The organism is Peribacillus sp. Aquil_B1, from assembly GCF_022603275.1.
Taxonomy (GTDB): Bacteria; Bacillota; Bacilli; order Bacillales; family DSM-1321; genus Peribacillus.
The window spans coordinates 1-22,512 of the sequence record NZ_JAKXEE010000009.1; the positions used below are offsets into that span (position 1 = coordinate 1).

The following is a 22,512-nucleotide window of genomic DNA, read 5'->3' on the forward strand; positions in this document are numbered from 1 at the left end:
TCGTCCTGAGCCAGGATCAAACTCTCCGAAGAAATGTTTGACTTGCTCATTTGCTTTTTTGATAGTGTGTGCTCACTTAAAATTTAACGTTGGCGCTTTGTTTTGTTCAGTTTTCAAAGAGCAATTTGTTTGCCGCATCTCTTAGCGACTTTAATATCTTAACATCTTATTACTACTTCGTCAATAAGTTTTTTTTAAAAGTTTTTTTCATTCTTTTTCAAAAGCTTTTACGTTGCAGCAACTTTTATAATATACCAGCGTATAAATCAATAGTCAATAGATTTTTTAAATATAATTCACTTTTGAATCTCATGACTGATTCCCTTTGGACAAATTCTTTTTTCCCCTCATATACATTAGGCATTCCTCCTCGGTGCTCATCCTTTTAAACAGGCTGAAAAGGATGTTATATTTCTCGTTTATTGCCCTTTTGACTAAGTGATCGATTCTGTCATCCTGCAGATCGAATAGTATTTCATCCATCTCTCTTTTTAAAAGGTACTCCAATTCCATCTTCTCCTTGTCATTAATCAATAAACCGAGCATAGTTCACACCTCCACCAGACAGCATTCCCCATTGCCAGCATTTTTATGAATTTTCAACTGATTTTTTTGCATAACAATAATCCTTGCGCATAAATTTGAAGACAAGAGTACTTTGGACAAGGGGATGGATTAATGAAATTTTTCATGGTGCTTCAAGCCAAGAAGATCAAATATTATTCGTTAATATTACTTACGGCACTTTTTACCGCCTGGTTCCTTTTTGTACAAAACATTCTTCATGCCCCCGTTTTTTCTACAGAAGATGGGCCGAAAGCTGTTTATAAAGGGGAAAAGAATGTTGCGATCACGTTCAATATCGGCTGGGGTGACGAGAAAGCCGCTCCGATAATAGAGACATTAAAAAGGGAAAAAATTAAATCCGCCACATTTTTCCTCTCAGGATCCTGGGCTGAACGTCATCCGGACATAGTAGCGGAAATCGTGAAAGAGGGATATGAAATCGGCATCCTTGGTTACGATTATAAGGATTATTCCGAAATGGAGGATCAGGAAATCATCCGGGATATTTCTAAAGCGCAGGAAGCATTTAAAAAACTTAATATAAAGAATATAGAACTTTTACGCGCTCCCACCGGTCACTTTGATAAACGCCTTTTAAAGATCAGCGAGAAATTCGGATATACTGTTGTCCATTGGAGCATCGATTCAAAGGATTGGACCAATCCGGGTGTGGATCGAATCGTACAGAACATCACCAAGGCCCAAAAGGGTGATATCATCTTATTACATGCTTCAGACTCAGCAAAACAAACGAATAAGGCTTTACCGGAGTTAATAGGTGAACTTCGATCAAAAAATTTAAACTTCGTTAACGTTTCAGAGATGATTTCCAATTCATCAGCAAGCAGTGAGGAAATTCGCTGAACTGAAAAAACTGCGTACTAATGGTCTCCATGAACCTTTAGTACGCAGTTTTTATGTTTACTTCCTTATGTATGCCCTGACTTACATATAGGTCAGCTGCCTTTACCAAGTTCACCGGCTTTCATCTTTCCCTTTGCCGGAGTTTGCTTACGCTCTCTTTTACTGGCCAATTCCTTTTGTGAAATTTCAATCAATTTGCTCAGGACCAATAATTGATAGGCATTGCAGACCAGCAATGGAAACAGCATGAAGTAAAGCCAGCTTTCATCATTGGCACTTAGGACAGGTAACCACTCCAAAACCGTGAACACGACCATGAAAAACAAGGCTGGTATGAACGACTGTTTATTCGTTTGTTTCATTTTGAAATAAGCTGTAACAAGCCCTAAGGCCAATACAACCAATGCTAACACGATGTAGGAACTGATCCCTTCGCCTGAACCAAAGCTAAGATATCGCAGGTAAACAAGATCGAAAACAACAAAAAGAATGAGTACAAGTTGAACGGCATTCCATAAGGAAGCGCTTTTAAATACTCCCAGACCAAAACGATGTATCGTTAAATAGGCAAAAAAGCCGGCTTGGCTTATGACACTGAAAATTAATCCAACACCGAATAACCAAATAAACGTTGATAAGATGGCACTGACATCAAAAGAAGAGAAATAAGGCTTAAACTCACTCCACCGGGCCAAGAAACCTACAACTCCGCCCGTTACACCACCTATAAGCAATGTTGTTAAAAACAATTTAACTAAATTACGGCTGTTCATTGTTTTCCTCCATACATTTCTATTTCATTTCCTTAATTGTACCAACCAAATTTGGAAAAATCCACTTATTCCACCAAGGAATAATATCGCCGATTGGAACCATATTAACAGTAAGAAGGATGAAAGGGGCCCTGCGTATGAGAGTGGGAGTTGCTTTGCTTTTCACGTCATTCTTACTCGTTTGTTCCGGTTGTGCTCAAAATGGAGCAGGCGCAGAAAAAATGGAATATGAAGAGACAAAGAAGATGGTCGTCGATATCTTGAAGACAGATGATGGAAAAAAGGCCATCCAGGATATCATTACTGATGATAAAACGAAAGCTGAACTTATTATGGATTCGGATGACATTAAGAAATCCATTGAAGATATGGTCACTTCAGATAAAGGGAAGGAATTTTGGAAAAAGACATTTAATGATCCCGAATTCGCTTCCGCATATGCTAAAGCATTAGAAGACGAACATAAAAAGGTTTTGAAGGACTTAACTGCTGATCCTCAGTATCGTGGAATGCTTATGGAAATAATGAAAGAACCGGATATGGAAAAAGAAATGAATAAGTTATTAAAAACCAAGGAGATGCGGTCGGTCTATAAAGAGCTGATCATCGAAACCATGGAGAGTCCTCTCGTCCAAGCTAAAATGCAAGAGAAATTGGATAAAGCAGCCACTAAAGCAGCCGAGAAGGAGAAAAAGTAAAAAGAACGAAATGAGGCTGATTCCAATCGGAATCAGCCTTATTTTTATTGTAGTTTTTCAATGACTTTCTTAGCAATATCTTCGTAAATTCTTCCGAGCCTATGGTCCGCTGCGTAAATGGATGGAGCAAAGTCCTCTTCGTTCCAATCCGGCTGTTGCAGGGGAAGTTGACCTAAAACTTCTGTACGAAGCTCTTCTGCAAGCTTCTCTCCGCCGCCTTTTCCGAAGACATATTCTTTTTCACCCGTCGTTTTACTTTCGAAGAATGACATGTTCTCTATGACACCAATGACTTCGTGTTCTGTCTTGATGGCCATGGCACCAGCTCTTGCCGCAACGAAGGCTGCAGTCGGATGCGGTGTTGTAACGATGATTTCTTTACATGAAGGGAGCATCGTATGAACGTCCAAAGCAACATCGCCTGTACCCGGCGGTAAGTCAAGGACCAAATAGTCCAAATCTCCCCATTCCACTTCGTTAAAGAAACTGTTAAGCATTTTACCCAGCATCGGTCCTCTCCAGATGATCGGCGCGTTATCCTCTACAAAAAAGCCCATTGAGATAACTTGAACGCCAAACCGTTCTACAGGAATGATTTTTTCCCCGCGAACAACCGGTCTTTTTGTTATCCCCATCATATCAGGTACGCTGAATCCGTAAATATCGGCGTCAACCAGTCCGACCTTTTTACCCAAACGAGCAAGTGAAGTAGCGAAATTCACTGAAATCGTAGATTTTCCCACCCCGCCTTTACCACTGGCGATCGCGATGAATTGTGTCTTGCTGTTAGGCCCAAGCAACCCTTGGTCCGCTTCATCCTGAGGAATGCTTTCACGATGCTTGGCTAACTCCTCTTCTGAAAGCTCCGTAAAACGTATACCTACCGATTCCGCTCCGTTCGTTTTCAGCAAGTCCACAACTTCCGATTGCATTTGCATTTGTTCGGCAGTCCCCGTTTTCGCAATCGCCAGTTTAACGCTTACATGATTCTTTTCGGGTTTTATTTTGATTTCTATAATTCCATTTGTCTCTTCAAGGTTTTTATGTAGAAAAGGGTCTTTAAGATCCTTTAATAAATTCAGTACTTTCTCTTCTGTTAACAAGTCGAGCACCCCTTTGAATTTTATTTTCCCATTTTTCAGTATAACATATAACGGAAAGAAAACTTATTTTCTTACCCGCATGCGAAACCTGATAATTTTCCCCATAATAAAAAGGTCTTGTACCTTACAAGACCCAGACATCACTCTTCATCCGATATTTTTTCCTCTGTAAAGTACCGTAAAATGCCCATATAAATCGAACTGGCAACCTTTTCTTGATACTTATCACTGATTAGGCGTTCCCTTTCCTCGGTATTGGAAAGAAAGCCAATTTCCACAAGTGCCCCCGGTTTCTTGGCATAATTCATTAAATACACATGATTAATCGTTTTTGCATCACGCTTTGTATTTTCCAGGTTTCTGATGATTTCAGTCTGAATGAATTTTGCCACCTGTTCATTTTCCTCAAACCTATTTGTATAAAAGGTCTGGGCACCTTTCGATGATGCTGATGGAAAAGAGTTCAAATGAATGCTTAAAAATAAGTCCGCTTCCGAATCATTGATCATTTCAACCCGATTCCGTAGATCCTCCTGTTTTCGCTGGCGGATCCCCTTTGTATTTCCCTGTGCCAAATCCTCATCCTTCTCACGTGTCATGATGACAAGGGCACCCTGTTCCTGTAAATAGTCCCTGACCTTTAATGAAACGGATAGGGCAATTTCCTTTTCCATAACCTCTTGTACATTTGCCCCGCCGTCCATTCCTCCGTGACCTGCATCCAGAATGATGACCTTACCTGCCAACGGAAGATTCCAGGAGTCCCAAGAATCATCTTCAACAAATTTAAAAGTCACAATTAAAAAAAGGACAAACAATCCCATAGCGATTCCTGTATATTTCAGCTTTCTGCGCATGACCGTTCCCCTTCCATGATCTCTCTACTAAAAAGTATGGGACAAACCATGGAATTAGAACATGGAATGGGAATTTTCCTTTCTTAATGCAGTTTCATTTTATATCGTTTTTCACCAGTCTTAAAGCCGTCCAGCCACCAATCCCCCACAAATCCTTCACAGCAATAAAACAACCCTTCATCAAAAGCATTATTCGCTGTAACTTCCCGCCAATACAAAATGAAGTTAAAAAGAGTATCGACCAAAAACTTCTCTTCCTTCCAGCACCTTGACCTTACATCTTCTTCCGACTCACCATAATAGCCAAACTTACTATAGTTCGCTCCTAATAAATAAGCCTCGATGGCAACATCAAAGTATCCTTCCTCCAAAACATCCATCAAATCCTGTCCGAAGTAACGCTGAATCCTTCCCTTCATATCCTCGATAGAAAGTTCCCTGAGCAGCTTGCGTTCGAACTTCAATTGCCTTTCCCTTTGCATCTCCTGTAAACCTAATATCACAGCCATAATTCACCTCCGGGGCAATTCCCCATTTCCCAAAATTATTTCCCAAGACATAATTTAGTTTTAGCGTTCTAATTTGAACCATTCATTTATTCCATTGGCAAAAATTAATGAGGATAGGTTCGGCAGGTAATTTAATTCGATATGTCATACGCTATCTTCCATAAGCCTGTCAAAGGGCAAAAGCACTTTCGGATGATGTTTACTGGCAGAAAACTTGGAACCATCACCCATAACTCGCCACTCAGGCCGCTACCCGAGGCTGACCTTACCGACTTGGGTCGCTCACTGCGCGTGTCTCTTTGGATCTTGATCAATACAATTTGAATTTTATTAAGATAAAAGGACATCCATGGTAAACGGATGTCCTTTTATCTAACTTTTAAACTGTCAGAAATTCAATGGTGGTGCCTACACGATGTTTTGAAATGGATACCCATGTTCCACTTTATATCTGTCCAGCTCTTTTCTTTAATCGTCCAGCAAGCGGCACTACAATTATTCCAGCTATAACTACCTGCATTACGTTTCCGGGGATGGAGCCAAATGGCTGTATCCAGTTACCATAAAGAATAACTTCGACGAAATAGTAGCCGACGATTTTTATAATCAATGCAACGGCAACGGCGATAGTGTATACAAGTTCTCTTTTTCCTGGTACCTTTTCAGATATAAGGCCTGCTAGAAAGCCCATTGCTCCTACGATGACGAACGTAAACGGTGCCCATGCTGCCCAACCAGAGAATAGGTCGAAGAAGGCCATACCAAAGGCGCCTGCTATCGCCCCTGTTTTTTTGCCATATACCAAAGCTGCTATAAAAAGGGGAACGTTACCCAGATGGATCAGGCCTCCGTTACCCATTATTGGGAGCTTGATGTTGATGAACATTGTCGCTACAAGGGTTAACGCAATGAATAGCGCATTGATGACCAAGGCTTTTGTTTTAGTTGCTTCAATCGGTGAGTATGTTGAATTCATATGAAGTCCTCTTCCTTTTTTAAGTATTATCATACTCTTAAACAGAGACTTAATAAATATGGATTTTACAAAAAATTCAGTATTACATATTTGATGCTGAAAATGCGGTCAAATCTTTTTCCGGAATAAAAAACACCCCAACATCATTGCACCCTGTACATCAAATAAATTTGATTGGCAATATAATCTGAACTAAAATGAAGCCCCTTTCTTAACCACCATATTATAATGCCTACCAATGAGGCCGTTTTAATGTCAATATCAACATAATCAGCAGGTAAATCCTTCTTGGTATTCTTCCTTCTTATTTCCACCAATTGCTTTAATAATGAAAACAATTGTTCCTCGAACTGATTCGTTTTAAATAAAATAAGCAAATAATTTCGATGGATATATAAATAATCAAGCAATTGTGTTAGCTGTTGTTTTTCCGATAAATCTTTTGCATGTAATAAAGCAAAAATTTTATCGGAAAGCTCATTTAAAATCTCTTCCGTGATTTGCGTTAGTAAATCTTGAATATCCTGATAATGCAGGTAGAATGTTGTCCGATTCAACCCTGCTTTGGCTGCAATTTTCTGAACCGTTAAATTTGTAATTATGGGGTCCTCGCATAAGAGAGCAATGACAGCATTCTTAAACATTTCCCTTGACCGAATTGTACGAGGGTCTTCTTTTTTAGGTATAGACATTTTAAACTCCTTTATTGATTTTTTCCTGACTTTCTCAACAGCATATATTTCTATGTCGATTAGTGAACATTTTCAAGAAAACTGTTCATGGTAAGCAACATATTTTTTTGTTACCATCGATTTTATCGACACGGTGTTGAGAATGCAAGTCAAAAATGAAGGGGTTTACGAATGGACATATCTGAAAAAAATAAAAAAGTTTTATTAATTGTACTGATAGCCGGGTGTTTTTTATCAACATTAAATCAGACTTTATTAAATGTTGCTTTGAGTGGTTTAATGGAGGTATTTGATGTAACGGCTGCAACTGTACAATGGTTATCAACAGGCTTTATGCTAGTGAACGGTGTCTTAGTGCCAATCACTGCCTTTTTAATGCAACGGTTTACAACAAGGCAGCTATTTATTAGCTCGATGTCCTTTTTGCTCATTGGCTCTGTCCTTTGCGCATGTGCGGGGAATTTTGGGGTGCTGTTAACGGGCAGAATGATTCAAGCAATTGGTGCCGGGATTATGATCCCTCTAATGATGACTGTCATTTTATATTTATATCCTAGCGAAAAGCGCGGAAGCATTATGGGGACAATCGGCTTTGCGATAATCTTCGCTCCAGCCATAGCCCCTACATTATCTGGTTTCATCATTGAATATGTTTCATGGAGATGGCTATTCATTGGGTTAATTCCATTTTTACTAATCGTCATCGTTCTAGCGTTCAAATATTTAATGAATGTTACCGAGACAACAAAAGCAAAATTGGATATCATAAGTGTCATTTTATCGACGATTGGTTTTGGCTGTATATTATTTGGATTTAGCAGCGCAGGAAGCAAGGGATGGAATGATCCCGTAGTCCTTACTGCAATAATCATCGGAATAATCGTGTCGACCCTATTCTGTTTACGTCAAATGAAATCCAGCGATCCACTATTAAATTTATCTGTATTCAAGTATAAAGTTTTCACGCTTACGTCCATCATCAATGTACTAATTACGATGATCATGTATGCCGATTTAATTCTTTTACCAATCTACCTGCAGAATGGACGAGGTTTTACAGCATTTGAAGCAGGTTTGCTGCTTCTACCCGGAGCAGTGATCAATGCCTTCTTATCCCCTGTCACAGGTAAAATGTTTGATAAATATGGTGCTAAACCACTCTTTATTACAGGTTTGATATTCATCATTGTTTCGATGTGGGGAGTCATAGATATAAGTGAATCCACAACCTATAGCTACATCATGGTGCGTACCATAATATTACGAATTGGTTTGAGCTTCATTACCATGCCATTAAATACAGCGGGGTTGAATGCTTTACCAAGAGAATTGGGCTCCCATGGTTCAGCTGTAAATAATACCATTCGCCAATTGTCAGGTGCCATCGGGACGGCCGTTGTCATCACAGTGTATACAATGCAGGCAACTTCGCATGCTTCTGAGCTATCAATGAATGAAAATATTTCAGCTATTCAACTAAAGGCATTAGCTTCCATCTTTGGCTCAAGTGAAGCCTATGTATTCATGTTAATCTTATCTTTTGTGGCGTTAATTGTTGCATGCTTCATGCCGGGAAAAGCCGTAATCAAAAAAAACCAAGGTGAATCTCATAACTAAATGATTAAAATGGAGTATGGAAAATAAAGCATATCCGGGAGATCCCGGATATGCTTTTTATATTTCAGGTACACACATTTTCCGGGCATAAAAAAGACCCCCAACCAAAATGGTTGAGAGTCTTTGAAACGGTAATAGAATTAACGTTTTGAGAACTGAGGTGCACGACGTGCGCCTTTAAGACCGTATTTTTTACGCTCTTTCATACGTGGGTCACGAGTTAGTAAACCAGCAGTTTTAAGAGATGGACGGTATTCTGGATCAACTTGAAGCAATGCACGAGCGATACCGTGACGGATTGCTCCAGCTTGACCAGTGTATCCACCACCGCTAACGTTTACTAGAACGTCGTAATTTCCAGTAGTTTCTGTTGCAACTAGTGGTTGGTTTACAACTTCACGTAATGCTGCGAAAGGAATATATTCATTGATGTCACGACCGTTAATAACGATGCGACCTTCGCCTGGTACTAAACGTACACGAGCTACTGAGCTCTTACGGCGACCAGTACCATAATATTGAACTTGTGCCAAGATAGTAACCTCCTTAGTAATTATCCGCGTAATTCGTATACTTCTGGTTGTTGAGCAGCGTGTGGGTGCTCAGCTCCAGCGTATACGTGTAATTTTTTGTAGATTTGACGACCAAGAGAATTCTTTGGAAGCATACCTTTGATAGCAAGTTCAAGCATTCTCTCAGGGTAGTTTGTACGCATTTCAAGAGCAGTTCTAGTTTTAAGACCGCCTGGATGCATAGTGTGACGGTAATAAATTTTGTCAGTCAATTTTTTACCAGTCAAGTGGATTTTTTCAACATTGATTAGAATTACATGATCACCAGTGTCAATGTTCGGTGTAAAAGTTGGTTTATGTTTACCACGTAAGATGGATGCTACTTCAGTAGAAAGGCGACCCAAAGTTTTGCCTTCAGCGTCAATCACATACCATTTACGTTCTACTTCATTAGCTTTCGCCATAAATGTCGTACGCATGGTTAACCTCCTAAAAAACTTTTTAATTTTTTATATTTATTTTCAATCACAATAAACTTCCGGGGCTTATCGTGGGATTAAAATACATACCATATTATATTAACTTCTCCCAGATTCATTGTCAAGGGAATGTTACACTAGGATAAGTTGTCTATAAAACACTCTCTGCAACTCCATGAAAAGGTCAGTGAAGCGTCAAACCGCTCCATTACTGAGTTCATCTCGTTTCCCAGTTGTAAAAAAACTGGAATCACTTCGAAAATAATTTTATTTGTAAAATACTTTCCATAAATATAAGCCTTGGGCCGGTGCTGTTTTCCCTGCAAAACTGCGGTCCTTTTTGGCCAAAATCCCGCTCATATCACGGGGTGACATCTTGCCGCTGCCGACATCGAGGAGCGTCCCAACCAAGATACGCACCATATTATACAAAAAACCTTCGCCAACGAAGCGGAAAACCATGAAACCATCGCTCTCTTCAAAATCCATCACTTGTATCGTCCGAACTTTATCGACTACTTCCGTCTTGGCCGAACAAAAACTTGTAAAGTCATGTGTCCCAATCAAGTAGGAGATTGCTTCCTTCATCGCCTCCCCATCTAACGGGTAGGGATAATGATAAGCGTAATTTCGCTGGAACGGATCCCGCAGTTTCGAGCGGGCTATGACATAACGGTACTCTTTCCCGGTCGTATGGAACCTTGCATGAAAATCGTCAGGCACGATGTCGACTTCCAGAACGATGATATCGGTCGGAAGAAGGGCGCTGAACGCCTTTACCCAATTTTCCGTAGGGAATGTAAGGGGTGATTCAAAGTGAAGTACCTGCCCCTTTGCATGGACTCCTGAATCTGTCCTGCCTGAAGCAGTCACTTTTATAATTGTGCCTTTATGCATTTGGGCCAAGACTGCCTCGAATTCACTTTGTATGGTGCGCTTCTCAGGCTGCACCTGATAACCAGCAAAATCCGTGCCGTCATAAGCGATCACACATTTATATTTTGGCATAGTACTCTTCCTTAGTATGAACGTAATAAAAATAACATGACCGTTAGAACACCGATTGAGACCATCAAAAGACTATCACTCATCTTCCAGTTCAATTGGCGATATTTCGTGCGGCCTTCCCCGCCACGGTATCCTCTTGATTCCATGGCAGTTGCCAATTCCTCAGCCCGTTTGAACGAACTAACAAATAAAGGAACAAGCAGCGGTACAATCGATTTAACCCTGTCCTTTATCGGGCCAGATGAAAAGTCAACGCCTCTTGCAGTTTGGGCCTTCATGATTTTTTCCGTTTCCTCCATTAGCGTTGGAATGAAACGAAGCGCAATGGACATCATCAATGCCAGTTCATGTACAGGCATCTTCCACTTTTTCAAGGGCCCCAACAGCTCTTCCATTCCATCTGTAATGGATATCGGGGATGTCGTCAAAGTTAAAAGTGACGTAACAAGGATTAATAATGTAAATCTTACTGATATGAAAAAACCTTGAATCAAACCGCCTTCATAGATTTCAAACCAACCGTATTCAAAAAGCAATTCCCCTTCTTTCGTAAAAAATATATGGAGAAGGAATGTAAATACAATCAAGAAAAAGATTGGTTTTAACCCATTATAAAGATAACGGAGCGGTATTTTGGAAAGAATGATCAAAAGGATGGTGAATACAGCAAGCAAACCGTAAGAAACGACATTATTCGCCAAAAAGACGACACAAACAAACAGGAACACAAGGAGCAATTTAGCCCTTGGATCCATCTTGTGCATCAGTGAATTTGCAGGGACATAACGCCCGATAATCATTTTATCCAGCATCAGCGGTTCCCCCGTTTCATGGCTTTATCTATTTCTATCGCTAAATCACCGATATTAAGACATGGATGATCAAATCGAACACCAAGTTCCTTCTGGAGCTTTAGCTGAAAACGGACCGTATCAGGAACATCCAGGCCAAGCTCCATTAATTGTTCCGGCTCCGAGAAAATTTCCTGGGGGGTCCCCTTTTTGAAAACCGTACCCTTATGCATGATAATGATGTCATCCGCATACTTGGCTGCATCCTCCATGCTATGAGTCACCAGAATCGTTGAAATGCCTCTTGCTTTATGCAGATCATAAAACATATCCATGATTTCTTTACGTCCTCGCGGATCCAGACCCGCTGTAGGCTCATCAAGCACCAATACTTCCGGCTCCATGGCAAGTACCCCAGCGATGGCCACCCGTCGCATTTGTCCGCCGGATAAGTCGAATGGAGATTTTTCAAGAACTTCCTCATTCAAACCGACTTGCGCGATGGCTTTCCTGGCCAGTTTCTTAGCATCGATTTCAGAAACGCCAAAGTTCATCGGACCGAAACATATATCCTTTTCAACCGTTTCATCAAATAACTGATGTTCCGGAAACTGAAAAACAATTCCGACCTTTTGTCTTATTGGCCGCAAAACCTTTTCTTTTCTTCCGGCTTCAATCGTCCGATCCCCAATGAAAACCCGACCCTTCGTCGGTTTTAAAAGAGCATTCAAATGCTGCAGTAGCGTGGATTTCCCGGACCCTGTATGCCCGATGATTGCGGTATAGGTTCCCGGCTCCATTGAAATATTGACATCATGAAGGGCTAGATGTTCAAAAGGAGTATTCACCTGATAGCGGTATTCTACATCATCGAGTGTAATTCGCATAAATCCTTCACCAACTCTTCCTCTGTCAAATGCCCATCAACTACACGAACACCATTTTTTTGTAACTCCTTGGTTAGTTTCACTGAAAAGGGAATATCCAGACCAAGAGCTATCAATTCTTCCTCTAATTCAAAAATATCCTGAGGCGATCCTTCACGATATAACCGACCTTGGTTCATGACTATCATTCGGTCAGCTTTCGCAGCTTCCTCAAGATCATGGGTGATTGATATGACAGTAATATCGTTTTCCTGCATTAATTCCCTAACTGTTTCAAGCACTTCTTCACGGCCTCTTGGGTCAAGCATGGAGGTTGCTTCATCTAAGATGATTATGTCTGGCTGCAGGGCTATTACACCTGCTATGGCCACTCTTTGCTTTTGACCGCCGGATAGATGGTGCGGCTCTTGATTAAGAAAGGCATTCATTTTAACCTTATTTAACGCACCATGAACACGATCCACCATAACCTGCTGAGAAACACCGGCGTTTTCTAAACCAAAAGCCACATCATCCTGAACTGTAGTGCCTACAAATTGATTATCTGGGTTTTGAAAAACCATGCCAATTTTCTGGCGTACATCCCAAACGGATTCTTCTGTCAAAAGTTGATCATTAATCGTAATGGTACCTGAGTTAGCGAACTGAAGACCATTCAGTAACTTCGCTAATGTCGACTTGCCAGAGCCATTATGTCCGACAATCGCAAGCCACTCCCCCTGATGAATATCAAAAGAAACATCATCCAAGGCGTTTCGAGACTGACCCTCATATTTAAAAACAATATTATTTAAAGAAACCAGCTTCTTCACCATGTGGCCCTCCTCATTCTCGACTGCACTCGTCTAAACTAAACTCTGCTCACTCAAAATAAATATAGTGATTTTCCTTCTGAAAATATAAAAAAACGCTGCACCCCTTCCACCGAAAGAATTTTCGGTAAATTAAGAGCAGCTAACAGCGGGCCTGTTACGAAAAACAGGTTATCTTATAATCGCTTATCAAAAGCGGGAAGGGATGCTTGAGCTAGACGTGAAGGCTCCCTGCATGATACAGGTTCCGCCAGCCATCGTAACACTCAATGCGAATTTCTAAAGTACAGAATTTCTATTTAAAAAAAAGAAAAAGGGCATAGAACAAGTGAGTATATTCATTTGTCCCGCCCTTTTTCATCGTTGTTATTAAACTAATTCAATAACCACGACTGGTGCACCGTCACCGCGGCGTGGACCAACTTTCATGATACGAGTGTATCCACCTTGACGTTCTTCATAACGTGGAGCCACGTCACTGAATAGTTTTTGAAGGGCATCTGTGCCATTCTCAGCGTCAGCGATTTCGTTACGGATGAAAGATGCAGCTTGACGGCGTGCATGCAAGTCACCACGTTTACCAAGAGTGATCATTTTATCTACTACAGAACGTAATTCCTTTGCACGTGCTTCAGTAGTTTCAATGCGCTCATGGATAATAAGATCCGTAGCTAAATCACGAAGTAATGCTTTACGTTGTGCGCTAGTGCGTCCTAACTTTCTGTAACCCATTAGAGATTCCCTCCTTTGTTGAAGTTCTATATTGTGTGTCTATAACAAGGCTCACAACATAATGGATTGATTCCGCCATGTTATCAGTCGTCTTTACGAAGACCTAAGCCTAATTCTTCTAGTTTCGCTTTCACTTCTTCAAGTGATTTACGTCCTAGATTACGTACTTTCATCATATCTTCTTCCGTTTTATGAGCTAGCTCTTGAACGGTATTGATTCCAGCACGTTTCAAGCAGTTGTAAGAACGAACAGAAAGGTCTAATTCTTCGATCGTCATCTCAAGAACTTTTTCTTTTTGATCTTCTTCTTTTTCAACCATGATTTCAGCATTTTGAGCTTCATCGGTTAAACCAACAAAGATATTTAAATGCTCTGTTAAAATCTTAGCTCCAAGTGCTACCGCTTCTTGCGGACCAGTACTGCCATCAGTCCAAACATCGAACGTTAACTTGTCAAAGTTAGACAACTGTCCAACACGTGTATTTTCAACTTGGAAAGATACGCGTGAAACTGGAGTGTAAAGAGCATCGATTGGAATTACACCAATTGGCTGGTCTTCTCTCTTGTTTTGAACAGCAGGAGTGTAGCCGCGGCCGCGACGTGCAGATAAACGCATACGCATATGACCGTTTTTACCAATTGTAGCAATATATAAATCCGGATTAAGAATTTCTACATCACTATCATGAGTGATATCAGCAGCCGTGATGACTCCGTCACCTTGAACGTCAATTTCCAGCGTCTTCTCTTCATCAGAGTAAATCTTAAGAGCTAGTTTTTTCACATTAAGAATGATAGATGTTACATCTTCCACGACGCCTTCAATTGTTGAGAACTCATGTAGCACTCCATCAATTTGTATAGCTGTGACAGCAGCACCTGGGAGTGAGGATAAAAGGATACGACGTAAGGAGTTACCCAATGTAGTACCATACCCACGCTCTAGTGGCTCTACGACGAATTTACCGTATTTGGTATCGTCGTTGATTTCAACCGTTTCGATTTTTGGTTTTTCTATTTCGATCATCAATAAACCCTCCTTCAAAACGTCAAAACCCCGGCAAGTAAACGAATTCACTTAAACCGAAATTCCCCATGTATACGTTCCCGCTGTGCGCAACAACTGAAAATTAATCCTCTGTAAGAACGCAAACTCAGTATTATATCCCATTATTGACAGGAATACAAAATCTATACAGAAAAATTAAACACGGCGACGTTTTGGTGGACGGCATCCGTTATGTGGAACTGGAGTTACATCTTTAATTGCAGTTACTTCTAGGCCAGCAGCTTGAAGTGCACGAATAGCAGCCTCACGTCCAGCACCAGGTCCTTTAACTGTAACTTCAAGAGTTTTCATACCATGTTCAATTGATGTTTTAGCAGCTGTTTCAGCAGCCATTTGTGCAGCGAACGGAGTGGATTTACGAGATCCACGGAATCCTAGAGCTCCAGCACTTGACCAAGAAATAGCATTACCATGAGAGTCAGTGATCGTAACGATAGTGTTATTGAATGTTGAACGAATATGTGCAATACCAGTTTCTATATTCTTTTTCACACGACGTTTACGTGTATTAGTTTTACGTGCCATGAAAAGTAACCTCCTTTACTAATTATTTTTTCTTGTTAGCTACAGTACGACGAGGTCCTTTACGCGTACGAGCATTGTTTTTTGTATTTTGACCGCGAACAGGAAGACCACGACGGTGACGTAAACCACGGTAAGAACCGATTTCCATTAAACGTTTGATGTTTAGGGAGATTTCACGACGAAGGTCGCCTTCTACTTTAAGCTTGTCAATGATATCACGAATTTTGTTCAATTCGTCTTCCGTTAAGTCACGAACGCGAGTTTCTTCAGAAACGCCTGCTTCTGCAAGAATCTTGATCGCTGTTTGTTTTCCAATACCATATATATATGTTAATGAGATAACAATACGTTTGTCACGGGGAATATCTACTCCAGCAATACGTGCCATGCTTGAGTGCACCTCCTTCTATTTAGCCTTGTTTTTGTTTATGTTTAGGGTTTTCGCAAATAACCATAACTTTACCTTTTCTGCGGATAACTTTACACTTTTCGCAGATTGGTTTGACTGATGGTCTGACTTTCATTGCTATCTAACCTCCTTATACAGATCGGAGCGAAACCGGATTATTTGAACCGGTATGTGATTCTGCCGCGAGTTAGATCATACGGGGAAAGCTCAACCGTAACTTTATCTCCAGGCAAAATGCGAATAAAGTGCATACGAATTTTACCGGATACATGAGCTAAAACAGTATGACCATTTTCTAATTCTACCTTAAACATTGCATTTGGCAAAGTCTCTTGTACTGTGCCTTCTACTTCAATTACATCATCTTTCGCCATTAAAGTGATTCTCCCTTCTCTATGCGTGAACCTATTAAAGGTACACATCTTTCCGTCAACATTACTACAGTCCAATCATCCTCATAAGTCTTACAATTCTGCATCAAGTATTCACCATTTTGTAGAACCAGGCTTAAACTGAGGACCTTTATCAGTTGGACCGAAATGAGGAATTTATGGGCCCTCATGTAAGTCTTGACCGATTCCGTGACCGACATACTCTCGAAATAGAGAAGCAATTAGTCTCGACATAGGTTTGAATAGCATGGGAGATGTTTGAAAGGCGCACGCCTGACATAGCTTCTTTCAACCCTCTATATCACGACTCTTTAGGAATCCCAATAGAGTCACTGCATTTCTTCATCAATTTTGCCGACCGGATATGTCCATGAAGATCACTTAAAAAGTAATCGCCCAATTCAGGGAATACCAAGTACAAGAACCTGATTAATAAATGTGCGAATGCTCTCGCGAAATCCATTATACCCTTTGTATTATAGGAATGCACCAAGTTTAACTAGTAAGTTATAAAAATGGTATGAATTTCATAAATCAATACGAATGATTAATTTTGTAAAGCACCAAGCAACACATCGATATCTTCAAATACCTTATTAATATCTTGCTGTCCGTTAATGTTGACCAAGTATCCTTTATCTCCGTAGAAATCAAGAAGTGGCTTGGTTTGTTTCAAATTCACATCTAAGCGATTTTGAACCGTTTCTGCATTGTCGTCGGCACGTTGATATAATTCTCCGCCGCAACGGTCGCATACATCATCTTTAGCAGGAGGATTGAAAACAAGATGGTATGTCGCACCACATGATTTGCAAATACGACGTCCTGTCAATCTTTCCATTAAGATGCTTTTATCAACATCGATATTAATGACAAAATTCATTTTGCGATCTAAATCAGTAAGAATCCCTTCAAGTGCTTCCGCCTGTGCCACAGTACGTGGAAATCCATCAAGCAAAAATCCTTTTAGGCAGTCTTCCTTGCTTAACCGTTCACGTACGATGCCAATGGTAACTTCATCAGGTACCAATTCGCCTTTGTCCATGAATGATTTTGCCTTTAGACCTAATTCTGTTCCATCTTTGATAGCTGTTCGGAACATATCTCCAGTAGAGATATGAGGGATATTATATTTTTCTACGATTTGTTCGGCTTGAGTGCCTTTACCAGCACCAGGCAGACCCATTAACACTAGATTCAATTTTCTTCCCCCTCAAACTCTATAATGGGTAAAGGGAACAAGCCGTTCCCAAAACTCATTACTTTATAAAGCCTTTATAGTGTCTCTTCACAAGTTGTGATTCCAGCTGCTTCATCGTATCAAGGGCAACCCCCACTACGATCAGCAAACTGGTTCCACCAATCTGTGCAGATTGAGGCAGATCAGCAAGCTTAATGAAAAATACCGGTAAAACGGCAATGATGGCTAAAAATATAGAGCCTACAAACGTCAGACGGTATAAAACACGTGTTAAATATTCTTGTGTACTCTTACCTGGACGAATCCCCGGCACATAGCCGCCTTGCTTTTTCAAATTCTCAGCCATTTGTTCAGGGTTAACCTGAATGAATGCATAAAAATACGCAAAAGCAATGATAAGAGCAACATATATGATCATACCAATTGGCTTGGTGTAATCAAGATTTGTTGATATCCAACTAGTCACGCTGTTCTTTCCAAAGAAAGAAGCGATTGTAGTGGGAGTAATGATAAATGCCATTGCAAAGATTACCGGAATAACCCCCGCAGCATTTACTTTCAATGGTAAATGAGTAGACTGGCCACCCATTTGTGTACGACCTACCGCAGCACGTTTCGCATACTGAATAGGAATTTTACGTAATGCCTGCTGAATGAAGATAACAGCAACCACGATTGCTAATACTGCTAAAACAATGAGGATAATCGTTATGATTCGTAAGAATAATTGATCACCGGCATTTTCAAATTGTTGGGCGTAAATCTGATTTGCCGTAGTTGGCAAACTAGCTACGATACCAGCAAAGATAATGATGGAGATCCCATTACCCACACCCTTAGCAGTGATCAGCTCCCCTAACCACAAAAGAAAAGCTGTTCCTGCCGTTAAGACAGTCGCAATAAGCAAGTATGTTGCAATTCCAGGATTTTCAATCAACTGTCCACCTGACATATTATTGAACCCATAAGACATACCAACTGCTTGGATAAATCCTAGGATAATAGTGAAGTAACGAGTGAATTGAGCTAATTTACGGCGCCCTGCTTCCCCTTGTTTAGACCATTCAGTGAACTTAGGAACAACATCCATCTGTAACAGCTGAACGATGATGGATGCCGTGATGTATGGCATGATACCCATCGCTAATATAGAGAAGTTTTGCAGTGCTCCGCCGCCAAAGGTATTTAAAAGACCGATGACGCTCAGCTGGTCCTGTTCAGCGAGAAAATCGGCATTCACATGCGGTACAGGTATAAATGTACCGATGCGATAGACGATTAACATTAGAAGGGTAAAAATAATCTTATTCCTTATTTCACCCACGCGCATAAAATTGGAGATCGTGCGAAACATTAGATCACCTCTGTATTACCGCCAGCAGCTTCGATAGCTTCTTTAGCAGTAGACGAGAATTTGTGAGCTTTAACAGTAAGCTTTTTCTCAATGCTTCCTTTGGCAAGAATTTTGATTCCTGCTTTTTCTTTACTTACAACCCCAGTCTCAAGTAAAAGAGCTGGTGTTACTTCAGTACCGTCTTCGAAAAGATTTAACGTATCAAGATTCACGATAGCATAGTCTTTACGGTTGATGTTGGTAAATCCACGTTTAGGTAAACGTCTGAATAGAGGAGTTTGACCCCCTTCAAATCCAAGACGCACACCGCCGCCGGAGCGAGCGTTTTGTCCTTTGTGTCCTTTACCTGCTGTTTTACCGTTACCAGATCCAATACCGCGACCTTTACGTTTACGTTCTTTACGAGAACCTTCTGCAGCTTTTAACTCATGAAGTTTCATGTTGGCACCTCCTTGTTAAGTTAAAAATTATTTTATTGTTCTTTTACAGTAACAAGATGAGCAACTTTGGTAATCATACCGCGAATCGCAGGGTTATCTTCTTGAACAACCGTTTGATGCATTTTGCGTAAACCCAAAGTGTTAACTGTAACACGTTGATCTTCAGGACGACCAATCAAGCTGCGAGTGAGGGTGATTTCTAATTTATTAGCCATAATTCGATTTCCCTCCTTATCCTAACAGTTCTTGTACTGATTTTCCACGTAACTTAGCTACGTCTTCAGCACGTTTCAATTGCTTCAATCCTTCAATTGTTGCGCGAACCATATTAATAGGTGTATTAGTACCTAGTGATTTAGACAAGATATCGCTAACTCCGCCTAATTCAAGTACCGCACGAACAGGACCACCAGCAATTACTCCTGTACCTTCAGAAGCTGGTTTCAATAGAATGTGACCTGCGCCATAGCGACCGTTCACAAGGTGAGGAATAGTAGTACCAACCATCGGTACAGTAATTAGATTTTTCTTAGCATCCTCAATAGCTTTACGGATAGCATCCGGAACTTCTTGAGCTTTACCAGTACCAAATCCAACATGACCATTTTTATCACCAACAACAACTAGTGCAGTGAAACGGAAACGACGTCCGCCTTTAACAACTTTAGCTACACGATTAACTGTAACTACGCGTTCTTCAAGTTCTAATTTATTAGGATCAATGCTACGCATCTGTTATGTCCCTCCTTATCCATTAAAATTCTAAGCCGTTTTCACGAGCAGCGTCAGCCAATGCTTTTACACGACCATGGAAGAGGTAACCACCGCGGTCAAACACCACAGCTTTGAAACCTTTTTCAACAGCACGTTTCGCAATAAGTTCGCCAACTTTTTGAGCTGCTTCAGCATTGCTACCTGCTTCGATATTGATCTCTTTATCAAGAGTTGAAGCACTTGCCAATGTTACGCCTTTTGCATCGTCAATTAATTGTGCGTAAATGTGTTTGTTTGAACGAAACACATTTAAACGAGGACGAGCTTCTGTTCCAGAAAGCTTAGCACGTACACGCGCATGTCTTTTCTGACGAGTAGCATTTTTATCAAGCTTCGTAATCATTTACGTCACTCCTTTCGTTTACTTATGCGGCATTACTTACCAGTTTTACCTTCTTTACGACGAACGAATTCGCCTTCGTAACGGATACCTTTACCTTTATACGGCTCAGGCGGGCGAACATCACGGATATTAGCTGCTAGAGCTCCTACACGTTCTTTGCTTGCACCTTTGATGATTACTTTTGTATTAGAAGGAACTTCGACTTCAACGCCAGCTTCTGGCTCTATTTCTACAGGGTGGGAATATCCTACGTTAAGGACAAGCTTGTTACCTTGCTTTTGCGCACGGTACCCAACCCCAATAAGTTCAAGTGATTTTACGAAACCTGTTGATACACCTTCAACCATGTTAGAGATAAGTGCGCGAGTAGTACCGTGTAAAGAACGGTGAGCCTTCTCGTCAGATGGACGTGTAACAGTTAACACGTTCTCTTCAACAACGATTGAAAGGTCAGGATTGAATGATCTAGTTAATTCACCTTTAGGTCCTTTAACAGTTACTTCACTTCCAGTAATAGTAACTGTCACGCCTGCAGGGATTTCAATAGGTTTTTTACCTATACGAGACATAATGTGCACCTCCATTCTTGTGAAAATGTATTACCAAACGTATGCTAAAACTTCTCCGCCAACTTGTTTAGAGCGAGCTTCCTTGTCTGTTAAAACTCCGTGAGAAGTAGAAACAATTGCGATACCTAAACCGTTAAGAACGCGTGGTACCTCTCCAGTTTTTGCATATACACGCAAACCAGGTTTGCTGATACGTTTTAGACCAGTGATAACACGTTCGTTGTTTGCACCGTATTTTAAGAAGATACGGATGATACCTTGTTTGTTGTCTTCGATTAATTCAAAGTCACGTACGAAGCCTTCACTTTTTAAGATCTCAGCAATTTCCTTTTTGATCTTTGAAGCAGGAACTTCCAGTTTTTCGTGACGAACCATATTCGCATTACGGATGCGAGTAAGCATATCTGCAATAGGATCTGTCATGACCATTATATTTTACCTCCTTCCCAAACTCGGGTTTTACCAGCTAGCTTTTTTAACGCCAGGAATTTGTCCTTTATATGCAAGTTCGCGGAAACAAATACGACAAAGTTTAAATTTACGTAATACTGAATGTGGACGTCCGCAACGTTCGCAACGTGTATATTCTTGTACTTTAAACTTCTGTTCGCGTTTTTGCTTTACGATCATAGACTTTTTAGCCACGATTTCGCCTCCCTTTATTTAGAGATTACTTTTGGAACGGCATTCCAACTTGAGTAAGTAGTTCACGAGCTTCTTCGTCAGTGTTGGCAGTCGTTACGATAACGATGTCCATACCACGAACTTTGCTCACTTTATCGTAATCAATCTCAGGGAAGATAAGTTGTTCTTTAACGCCTAATGTATAGTTCCCACGTCCGTCAAAGGATTTCTTTGAAACGCCGCGGAAATCACGTACACGCGGTAAAGATACAGATACTAGCTTATCAAGGAATTGATACATACGCTCTCCACGTAATGTAACTTTCGCTCCGATAGGCATACCTTCACGCAAACGGAAGCCTGCGATTGATTTTTTTGCTTTTGTTATAACTGGTTTTTGACCAGTGATCAATGTAAGTTCTTCAACAGCTGTATCTAAAGCTTTCGAGTTAGAAACTGCGTCACCCACACCCATGTTAATAACGATTTTCTCAATGTTTGGTACTTGCATTACTGATTGATAGTTGAATTTACCCATCAATGACGGTGTAATTTCACTTTTGAATTTTTCTTTAAGGCGGCTCATTGCTTAGTGTACCTCCCTTCATTTATGACTTATTTATCTAAAGATTCACCTGAAATTTTAGCTACGCGTACTTTTTTACCATTTTCGATCTTATATCCAACACGAGTCGGTTTACCTGATTTAGGATCAAGTGGCATTACATTGGATACGTGAATAGCAGCTTCTTTGCTGATAATTCCACCTTGTGGATTAAGTTGAGATGGCTTGGAATGCTTTTTCACGATGTTGATTCCTTCAACAAGCACACGATTTTGTTTCGGAAATGCTGAAAGAATTGTTCCTTGTTTGCCTTTGTCCTTACCAGAGATGACTACGACTTTGTCACCTTTTTTAACATGCATTAGCTTG

Annotated in this window: 33 protein-coding genes; 3 read left to right on the forward strand and 30 right to left on the reverse strand. The window is 40.6% G+C overall.

The annotated features are described in order from the left end of the window. Positions 1-309: 309 nt before the first annotated feature. Positions 310-546 (reverse strand): hypothetical protein, encoded by a 237-nt coding sequence (locus MPH60_RS26425; protein WP_241593963.1) that lies wholly within the window; start codon positions 544-546, stop codon positions 310-312. Positions 547-678: 132 nt separating this feature from the next. Here MPH60_RS26425 and pdaB point away from each other — a divergent pair, with 132 nt between their 5' ends. Further along, the gene (pdaB, locus tag MPH60_RS26430) at positions 679-1,431 is read left to right on the forward strand and encodes a polysaccharide deacetylase family sporulation protein PdaB (RefSeq protein WP_241593962.1); all 753 of its coding nucleotides are present in this window, start codon (positions 679-681) and stop codon (positions 1,429-1,431) included. A gap of 92 nt (positions 1,432-1,523) precedes the next feature. On the opposite strand, the gene MPH60_RS26435 is transcribed toward pdaB, so the two are convergent. Next, positions 1,524-2,204, reverse strand: a complete 681-nt coding sequence (locus MPH60_RS26435; RefSeq protein WP_241593961.1) for a KinB-signaling pathway activation protein — start codon at positions 2,202-2,204, stop codon at positions 1,524-1,526. A gap of 137 nt (positions 2,205-2,341) precedes the next feature. Here MPH60_RS26435 and gerD point away from each other — a divergent pair, with 137 nt between their 5' ends. Further along, positions 2,342-2,902: a spore germination lipoprotein GerD gene (gene gerD, locus MPH60_RS26440; RefSeq protein WP_101225885.1), complete on the forward strand. Its 561-nt coding sequence runs from the start codon at positions 2,342-2,344 to the stop codon at positions 2,900-2,902. A gap of 44 nt (positions 2,903-2,946) precedes the next feature. Here the strand turns inward: gerD and MPH60_RS26445 are convergent, their stop codons facing one another. From MPH60_RS26445 to MPH60_RS26465, 5 genes are all read right to left on the reverse strand, one after another. After that, a complete protein-coding gene (locus MPH60_RS26445; protein ID WP_098373554.1) occupies positions 2,947-4,005 on the reverse strand; it encodes an Mrp/NBP35 family ATP-binding protein in 1,059 nt (352 codons plus the stop codon). A gap of 140 nt (positions 4,006-4,145) precedes the next feature. Continuing rightward, positions 4,146-4,862, reverse strand: coding sequence for an N-acetylmuramoyl-L-alanine amidase CwlD (cwlD, locus tag MPH60_RS26450; protein WP_241593959.1), 717 nt, complete (start codon positions 4,860-4,862; stop codon positions 4,146-4,148). Between the two features lie 83 nt (positions 4,863-4,945). After that, positions 4,946-5,371 carry a DUF2521 family protein gene (locus MPH60_RS26455; protein WP_241593958.1) on the reverse strand — a complete coding sequence of 142 codons (426 nt, stop codon included), beginning with the start codon at positions 5,369-5,371 and terminating at the stop codon, positions 4,946-4,948. A gap of 445 nt (positions 5,372-5,816) precedes the next feature. Continuing rightward, positions 5,817-6,347, reverse strand: coding sequence for an ECF transporter S component (locus MPH60_RS26460; protein ID WP_241593956.1), 531 nt, complete (start codon positions 6,345-6,347; stop codon positions 5,817-5,819). 143 nt (positions 6,348-6,490) lie between these two features. Beyond that, a complete protein-coding gene (locus MPH60_RS26465) occupies positions 6,491-7,039 on the reverse strand; it encodes a TetR/AcrR family transcriptional regulator (RefSeq protein ID WP_241593954.1) in 549 nt (182 codons plus the stop codon). A gap of 171 nt (positions 7,040-7,210) precedes the next feature. Here MPH60_RS26465 and MPH60_RS26470 point away from each other — a divergent pair, with 171 nt between their 5' ends. Beyond that, complete coding sequence (locus tag MPH60_RS26470; RefSeq protein WP_241593953.1) at positions 7,211-8,656, forward strand: DHA2 family efflux MFS transporter permease subunit; 1,446 nt, start codon at positions 7,211-7,213, stop codon at positions 8,654-8,656. 140 nt (positions 8,657-8,796) lie between these two features. Here MPH60_RS26470 and rpsI read toward each other — a convergent pair whose 3' ends face one another. The 23 genes from rpsI to rplX all read right to left on the reverse strand — a co-directional run bounded on the left by rpsI (position 8,797) and on the right by rplX (position 22,505). Next, a complete protein-coding gene (gene rpsI, locus MPH60_RS26475) occupies positions 8,797-9,189 on the reverse strand; it encodes a 30S ribosomal protein S9 (RefSeq protein ID WP_034304957.1) in 393 nt (130 codons plus the stop codon). Positions 9,190-9,209: 20 nt separating this feature from the next. Beyond that, positions 9,210-9,647, reverse strand: a complete 438-nt coding sequence (rplM, locus tag MPH60_RS26480) for a 50S ribosomal protein L13 (protein ID WP_034304960.1) — start codon at positions 9,645-9,647, stop codon at positions 9,210-9,212. Positions 9,648-9,914: 267 nt separating this feature from the next. Further along, on the reverse strand, positions 9,915-10,655 hold the full coding sequence (gene truA, locus MPH60_RS26485) for a tRNA pseudouridine(38-40) synthase TruA (protein ID WP_241593951.1): 741 nt from the start codon (positions 10,653-10,655) through the stop codon (positions 9,915-9,917). A gap of 11 nt (positions 10,656-10,666) precedes the next feature. Beyond that, the gene (locus MPH60_RS26490; RefSeq protein ID WP_241593948.1) at positions 10,667-11,467 is read right to left on the reverse strand and encodes an energy-coupling factor transporter transmembrane component T family protein; all 801 of its coding nucleotides are present in this window, start codon (positions 11,465-11,467) and stop codon (positions 10,667-10,669) included. After that, positions 11,467-12,333: an energy-coupling factor ABC transporter ATP-binding protein gene (locus tag MPH60_RS26495; RefSeq protein WP_241593946.1), complete on the reverse strand. Its 867-nt coding sequence runs from the start codon at positions 12,331-12,333 to the stop codon at positions 11,467-11,469. Before MPH60_RS26495 ends, MPH60_RS26490 begins: the two co-directional genes overlap by 1 nt. Continuing rightward, entirely contained in the window at positions 12,309-13,148 is an 840-nt protein-coding gene (locus tag MPH60_RS26500) for an energy-coupling factor ABC transporter ATP-binding protein (protein WP_241593945.1), read from the reverse strand. Before MPH60_RS26500 ends, MPH60_RS26495 begins: the two co-directional genes overlap by 25 nt. Positions 13,149-13,514: 366 nt before the next feature. After that, complete coding sequence (gene rplQ / locus MPH60_RS26505) at positions 13,515-13,877, reverse strand: 50S ribosomal protein L17 (RefSeq protein ID WP_034304973.1); 363 nt, start codon at positions 13,875-13,877, stop codon at positions 13,515-13,517. Between the two features lie 83 nt (positions 13,878-13,960). After that, complete coding sequence (locus MPH60_RS26510; RefSeq protein ID WP_034304976.1) at positions 13,961-14,905, reverse strand: DNA-directed RNA polymerase subunit alpha; 945 nt, start codon at positions 14,903-14,905, stop codon at positions 13,961-13,963. Between the two features lie 177 nt (positions 14,906-15,082). Then, positions 15,083-15,472, reverse strand: coding sequence for a 30S ribosomal protein S11 (rpsK, locus tag MPH60_RS26515; protein ID WP_028390438.1), 390 nt, complete (start codon positions 15,470-15,472; stop codon positions 15,083-15,085). Between the two features lie 22 nt (positions 15,473-15,494). Next, the gene (gene rpsM, locus MPH60_RS26520) at positions 15,495-15,860 is read right to left on the reverse strand and encodes a 30S ribosomal protein S13 (protein WP_034304978.1); all 366 of its coding nucleotides are present in this window, start codon (positions 15,858-15,860) and stop codon (positions 15,495-15,497) included. Positions 15,861-15,882: 22 nt separating this feature from the next. Beyond that, on the reverse strand, positions 15,883-15,996 hold the full coding sequence (gene rpmJ, locus MPH60_RS26525; RefSeq protein WP_003156543.1) for a 50S ribosomal protein L36: 114 nt from the start codon (positions 15,994-15,996) through the stop codon (positions 15,883-15,885). Between the two features lie 40 nt (positions 15,997-16,036). After that, the gene (infA, locus tag MPH60_RS26530) at positions 16,037-16,255 is read right to left on the reverse strand and encodes a translation initiation factor IF-1 (protein ID WP_028390440.1); all 219 of its coding nucleotides are present in this window, start codon (positions 16,253-16,255) and stop codon (positions 16,037-16,039) included. Positions 16,256-16,820: 565 nt separating this feature from the next. Beyond that, positions 16,821-17,474, reverse strand: a complete 654-nt coding sequence (locus tag MPH60_RS26540; RefSeq protein ID WP_137016891.1) for an adenylate kinase — start codon at positions 17,472-17,474, stop codon at positions 16,821-16,823. Between the two features lie 58 nt (positions 17,475-17,532). After that, positions 17,533-18,828 (reverse strand): preprotein translocase subunit SecY, encoded by a 1,296-nt coding sequence (secY, locus tag MPH60_RS26545; RefSeq protein ID WP_034304981.1) that lies wholly within the window; start codon positions 18,826-18,828, stop codon positions 17,533-17,535. After that, on the reverse strand, positions 18,828-19,268 hold the full coding sequence (rplO, locus tag MPH60_RS26550; protein WP_034304982.1) for a 50S ribosomal protein L15: 441 nt from the start codon (positions 19,266-19,268) through the stop codon (positions 18,828-18,830). Before rplO ends, secY begins: the two co-directional genes overlap by 1 nt. 32 nt (positions 19,269-19,300) lie before the next feature. Then, positions 19,301-19,483, reverse strand: coding sequence for a 50S ribosomal protein L30 (rpmD, locus tag MPH60_RS26555; protein WP_034304984.1), 183 nt, complete (start codon positions 19,481-19,483; stop codon positions 19,301-19,303). Between the two features lie 16 nt (positions 19,484-19,499). After that, the gene (gene rpsE / locus MPH60_RS26560) at positions 19,500-20,000 is read right to left on the reverse strand and encodes a 30S ribosomal protein S5 (protein ID WP_034304987.1); all 501 of its coding nucleotides are present in this window, start codon (positions 19,998-20,000) and stop codon (positions 19,500-19,502) included. 22 nt (positions 20,001-20,022) lie between these two features. Continuing rightward, positions 20,023-20,385 (reverse strand): 50S ribosomal protein L18, encoded by a 363-nt coding sequence (gene rplR, locus MPH60_RS26565; protein WP_101225873.1) that lies wholly within the window; start codon positions 20,383-20,385, stop codon positions 20,023-20,025. Between the two features lie 32 nt (positions 20,386-20,417). Beyond that, the gene (rplF, locus tag MPH60_RS26570; protein WP_192207445.1) at positions 20,418-20,954 is read right to left on the reverse strand and encodes a 50S ribosomal protein L6; all 537 of its coding nucleotides are present in this window, start codon (positions 20,952-20,954) and stop codon (positions 20,418-20,420) included. Between the two features lie 30 nt (positions 20,955-20,984). Continuing rightward, a complete protein-coding gene (gene rpsH, locus MPH60_RS26575; RefSeq protein WP_034304995.1) occupies positions 20,985-21,383 on the reverse strand; it encodes a 30S ribosomal protein S8 in 399 nt (132 codons plus the stop codon). 30 nt (positions 21,384-21,413) lie between these two features. After that, positions 21,414-21,599: a type Z 30S ribosomal protein S14 gene (locus MPH60_RS26580; protein WP_034304998.1), complete on the reverse strand. Its 186-nt coding sequence runs from the start codon at positions 21,597-21,599 to the stop codon at positions 21,414-21,416. A gap of 25 nt (positions 21,600-21,624) precedes the next feature. Then, complete coding sequence (gene rplE, locus MPH60_RS26585) at positions 21,625-22,164, reverse strand: 50S ribosomal protein L5 (protein ID WP_048677889.1); 540 nt, start codon at positions 22,162-22,164, stop codon at positions 21,625-21,627. 29 nt (positions 22,165-22,193) lie between these two features. After that, positions 22,194-22,505, reverse strand: a complete 312-nt coding sequence (gene rplX, locus MPH60_RS26590) for a 50S ribosomal protein L24 (protein WP_214751051.1) — start codon at positions 22,503-22,505, stop codon at positions 22,194-22,196. Between the last annotated feature and the right edge of the window lie 7 nt (positions 22,506-22,512).

Excerpts from the sequence above, each read along its gene's own strand:
- MPH60_RS26425 (WP_241593963.1), bottom strand. The coding sequence starts at position 546 with ATGCTCGGTTTATTGATTAATGACAAGGAGAAGATGGAATTGGAGTAC.
- pdaB (WP_241593962.1), top strand. The coding sequence starts at position 679 with ATGAAATTTTTCATGGTGCTTCAAGCCAAGAAGATCAAATATTATTCG.
- MPH60_RS26435 (WP_241593961.1), bottom strand. The coding sequence starts at position 2,204 with ATGAACAGCCGTAATTTAGTTAAATTGTTTTTAACAACATTGCTTATA.
- gerD (WP_101225885.1), top strand. The coding sequence starts at position 2,342 with ATGAGAGTGGGAGTTGCTTTGCTTTTCACGTCATTCTTACTCGTTTGT.
- cwlD (WP_241593959.1), bottom strand. The coding sequence starts at position 4,862 with ATGCGCAGAAAGCTGAAATATACAGGAATCGCTATGGGATTGTTTGTC.
- MPH60_RS26455 (WP_241593958.1), bottom strand. The coding sequence starts at position 5,371 with ATGGCTGTGATATTAGGTTTACAGGAGATGCAAAGGGAAAGGCAATTG.
- MPH60_RS26460 (WP_241593956.1), bottom strand. The coding sequence starts at position 6,347 with ATGAATTCAACATACTCACCGATTGAAGCAACTAAAACAAAAGCCTTG.
- MPH60_RS26465 (WP_241593954.1), bottom strand. The coding sequence starts at position 7,039 with ATGTCTATACCTAAAAAAGAAGACCCTCGTACAATTCGGTCAAGGGAA.
- MPH60_RS26470 (WP_241593953.1), top strand. The coding sequence starts at position 7,211 with ATGGACATATCTGAAAAAAATAAAAAAGTTTTATTAATTGTACTGATA.
- rplM (WP_034304960.1), bottom strand. The coding sequence starts at position 9,647 with ATGCGTACGACATTTATGGCGAAAGCTAATGAAGTAGAACGTAAATGG.
- truA (WP_241593951.1), bottom strand. The coding sequence starts at position 10,655 with ATGCCAAAATATAAATGTGTGATCGCTTATGACGGCACGGATTTTGCT.
- MPH60_RS26490 (WP_241593948.1), bottom strand. The coding sequence starts at position 11,467 with ATGCTGGATAAAATGATTATCGGGCGTTATGTCCCTGCAAATTCACTG.
- MPH60_RS26495 (WP_241593946.1), bottom strand. The coding sequence starts at position 12,333 with ATGCGAATTACACTCGATGATGTAGAATACCGCTATCAGGTGAATACT.
- MPH60_RS26500 (WP_241593945.1), bottom strand. The coding sequence starts at position 13,148 with ATGGTGAAGAAGCTGGTTTCTTTAAATAATATTGTTTTTAAATATGAG.
- rplQ (WP_034304973.1), bottom strand. The coding sequence starts at position 13,877 with ATGGGTTACAGAAAGTTAGGACGCACTAGCGCACAACGTAAAGCATTA.
- MPH60_RS26510 (WP_034304976.1), bottom strand. The coding sequence starts at position 14,905 with ATGATCGAAATAGAAAAACCAAAAATCGAAACGGTTGAAATCAACGAC.
- rpsK (WP_028390438.1), bottom strand. The coding sequence starts at position 15,472 with ATGGCACGTAAAACTAATACACGTAAACGTCGTGTGAAAAAGAATATA.
- rpsM (WP_034304978.1), bottom strand. The coding sequence starts at position 15,860 with ATGGCACGTATTGCTGGAGTAGATATTCCCCGTGACAAACGTATTGTT.
- rpmJ (WP_003156543.1), bottom strand. The coding sequence starts at position 15,996 with ATGAAAGTCAGACCATCAGTCAAACCAATCTGCGAAAAGTGTAAAGTT.
- infA (WP_028390440.1), bottom strand. The coding sequence starts at position 16,255 with ATGGCGAAAGATGATGTAATTGAAGTAGAAGGCACAGTACAAGAGACT.
- secY (WP_034304981.1), bottom strand. The coding sequence starts at position 18,828 with ATGTTTCGCACGATCTCCAATTTTATGCGCGTGGGTGAAATAAGGAAT.
- rplO (WP_034304982.1), bottom strand. The coding sequence starts at position 19,268 with ATGAAACTTCATGAGTTAAAAGCTGCAGAAGGTTCTCGTAAAGAACGT.
- rpmD (WP_034304984.1), bottom strand. The coding sequence starts at position 19,483 with ATGGCTAATAAATTAGAAATCACCCTCACTCGCAGCTTGATTGGTCGT.
- rpsE (WP_034304987.1), bottom strand. The coding sequence starts at position 20,000 with ATGCGTAGCATTGATCCTAATAAATTAGAACTTGAAGAACGCGTAGTT.
- rplR (WP_101225873.1), bottom strand. The coding sequence starts at position 20,385 with ATGATTACGAAGCTTGATAAAAATGCTACTCGTCAGAAAAGACATGCG.
- rplF (WP_192207445.1), bottom strand. The coding sequence starts at position 20,954 with ATGTCTCGTATAGGTAAAAAACCTATTGAAATCCCTGCAGGCGTGACA.
- rpsH (WP_034304995.1), bottom strand. The coding sequence starts at position 21,383 with ATGGTCATGACAGATCCTATTGCAGATATGCTTACTCGCATCCGTAAT.
- rplE (WP_048677889.1), bottom strand. The coding sequence starts at position 22,164 with ATGAGCCGCCTTAAAGAAAAATTCAAAAGTGAAATTACACCGTCATTG.
- rplX (WP_214751051.1), bottom strand. The coding sequence starts at position 22,505 with ATGCATGTTAAAAAAGGTGACAAAGTCGTAGTCATCTCTGGTAAGGAC.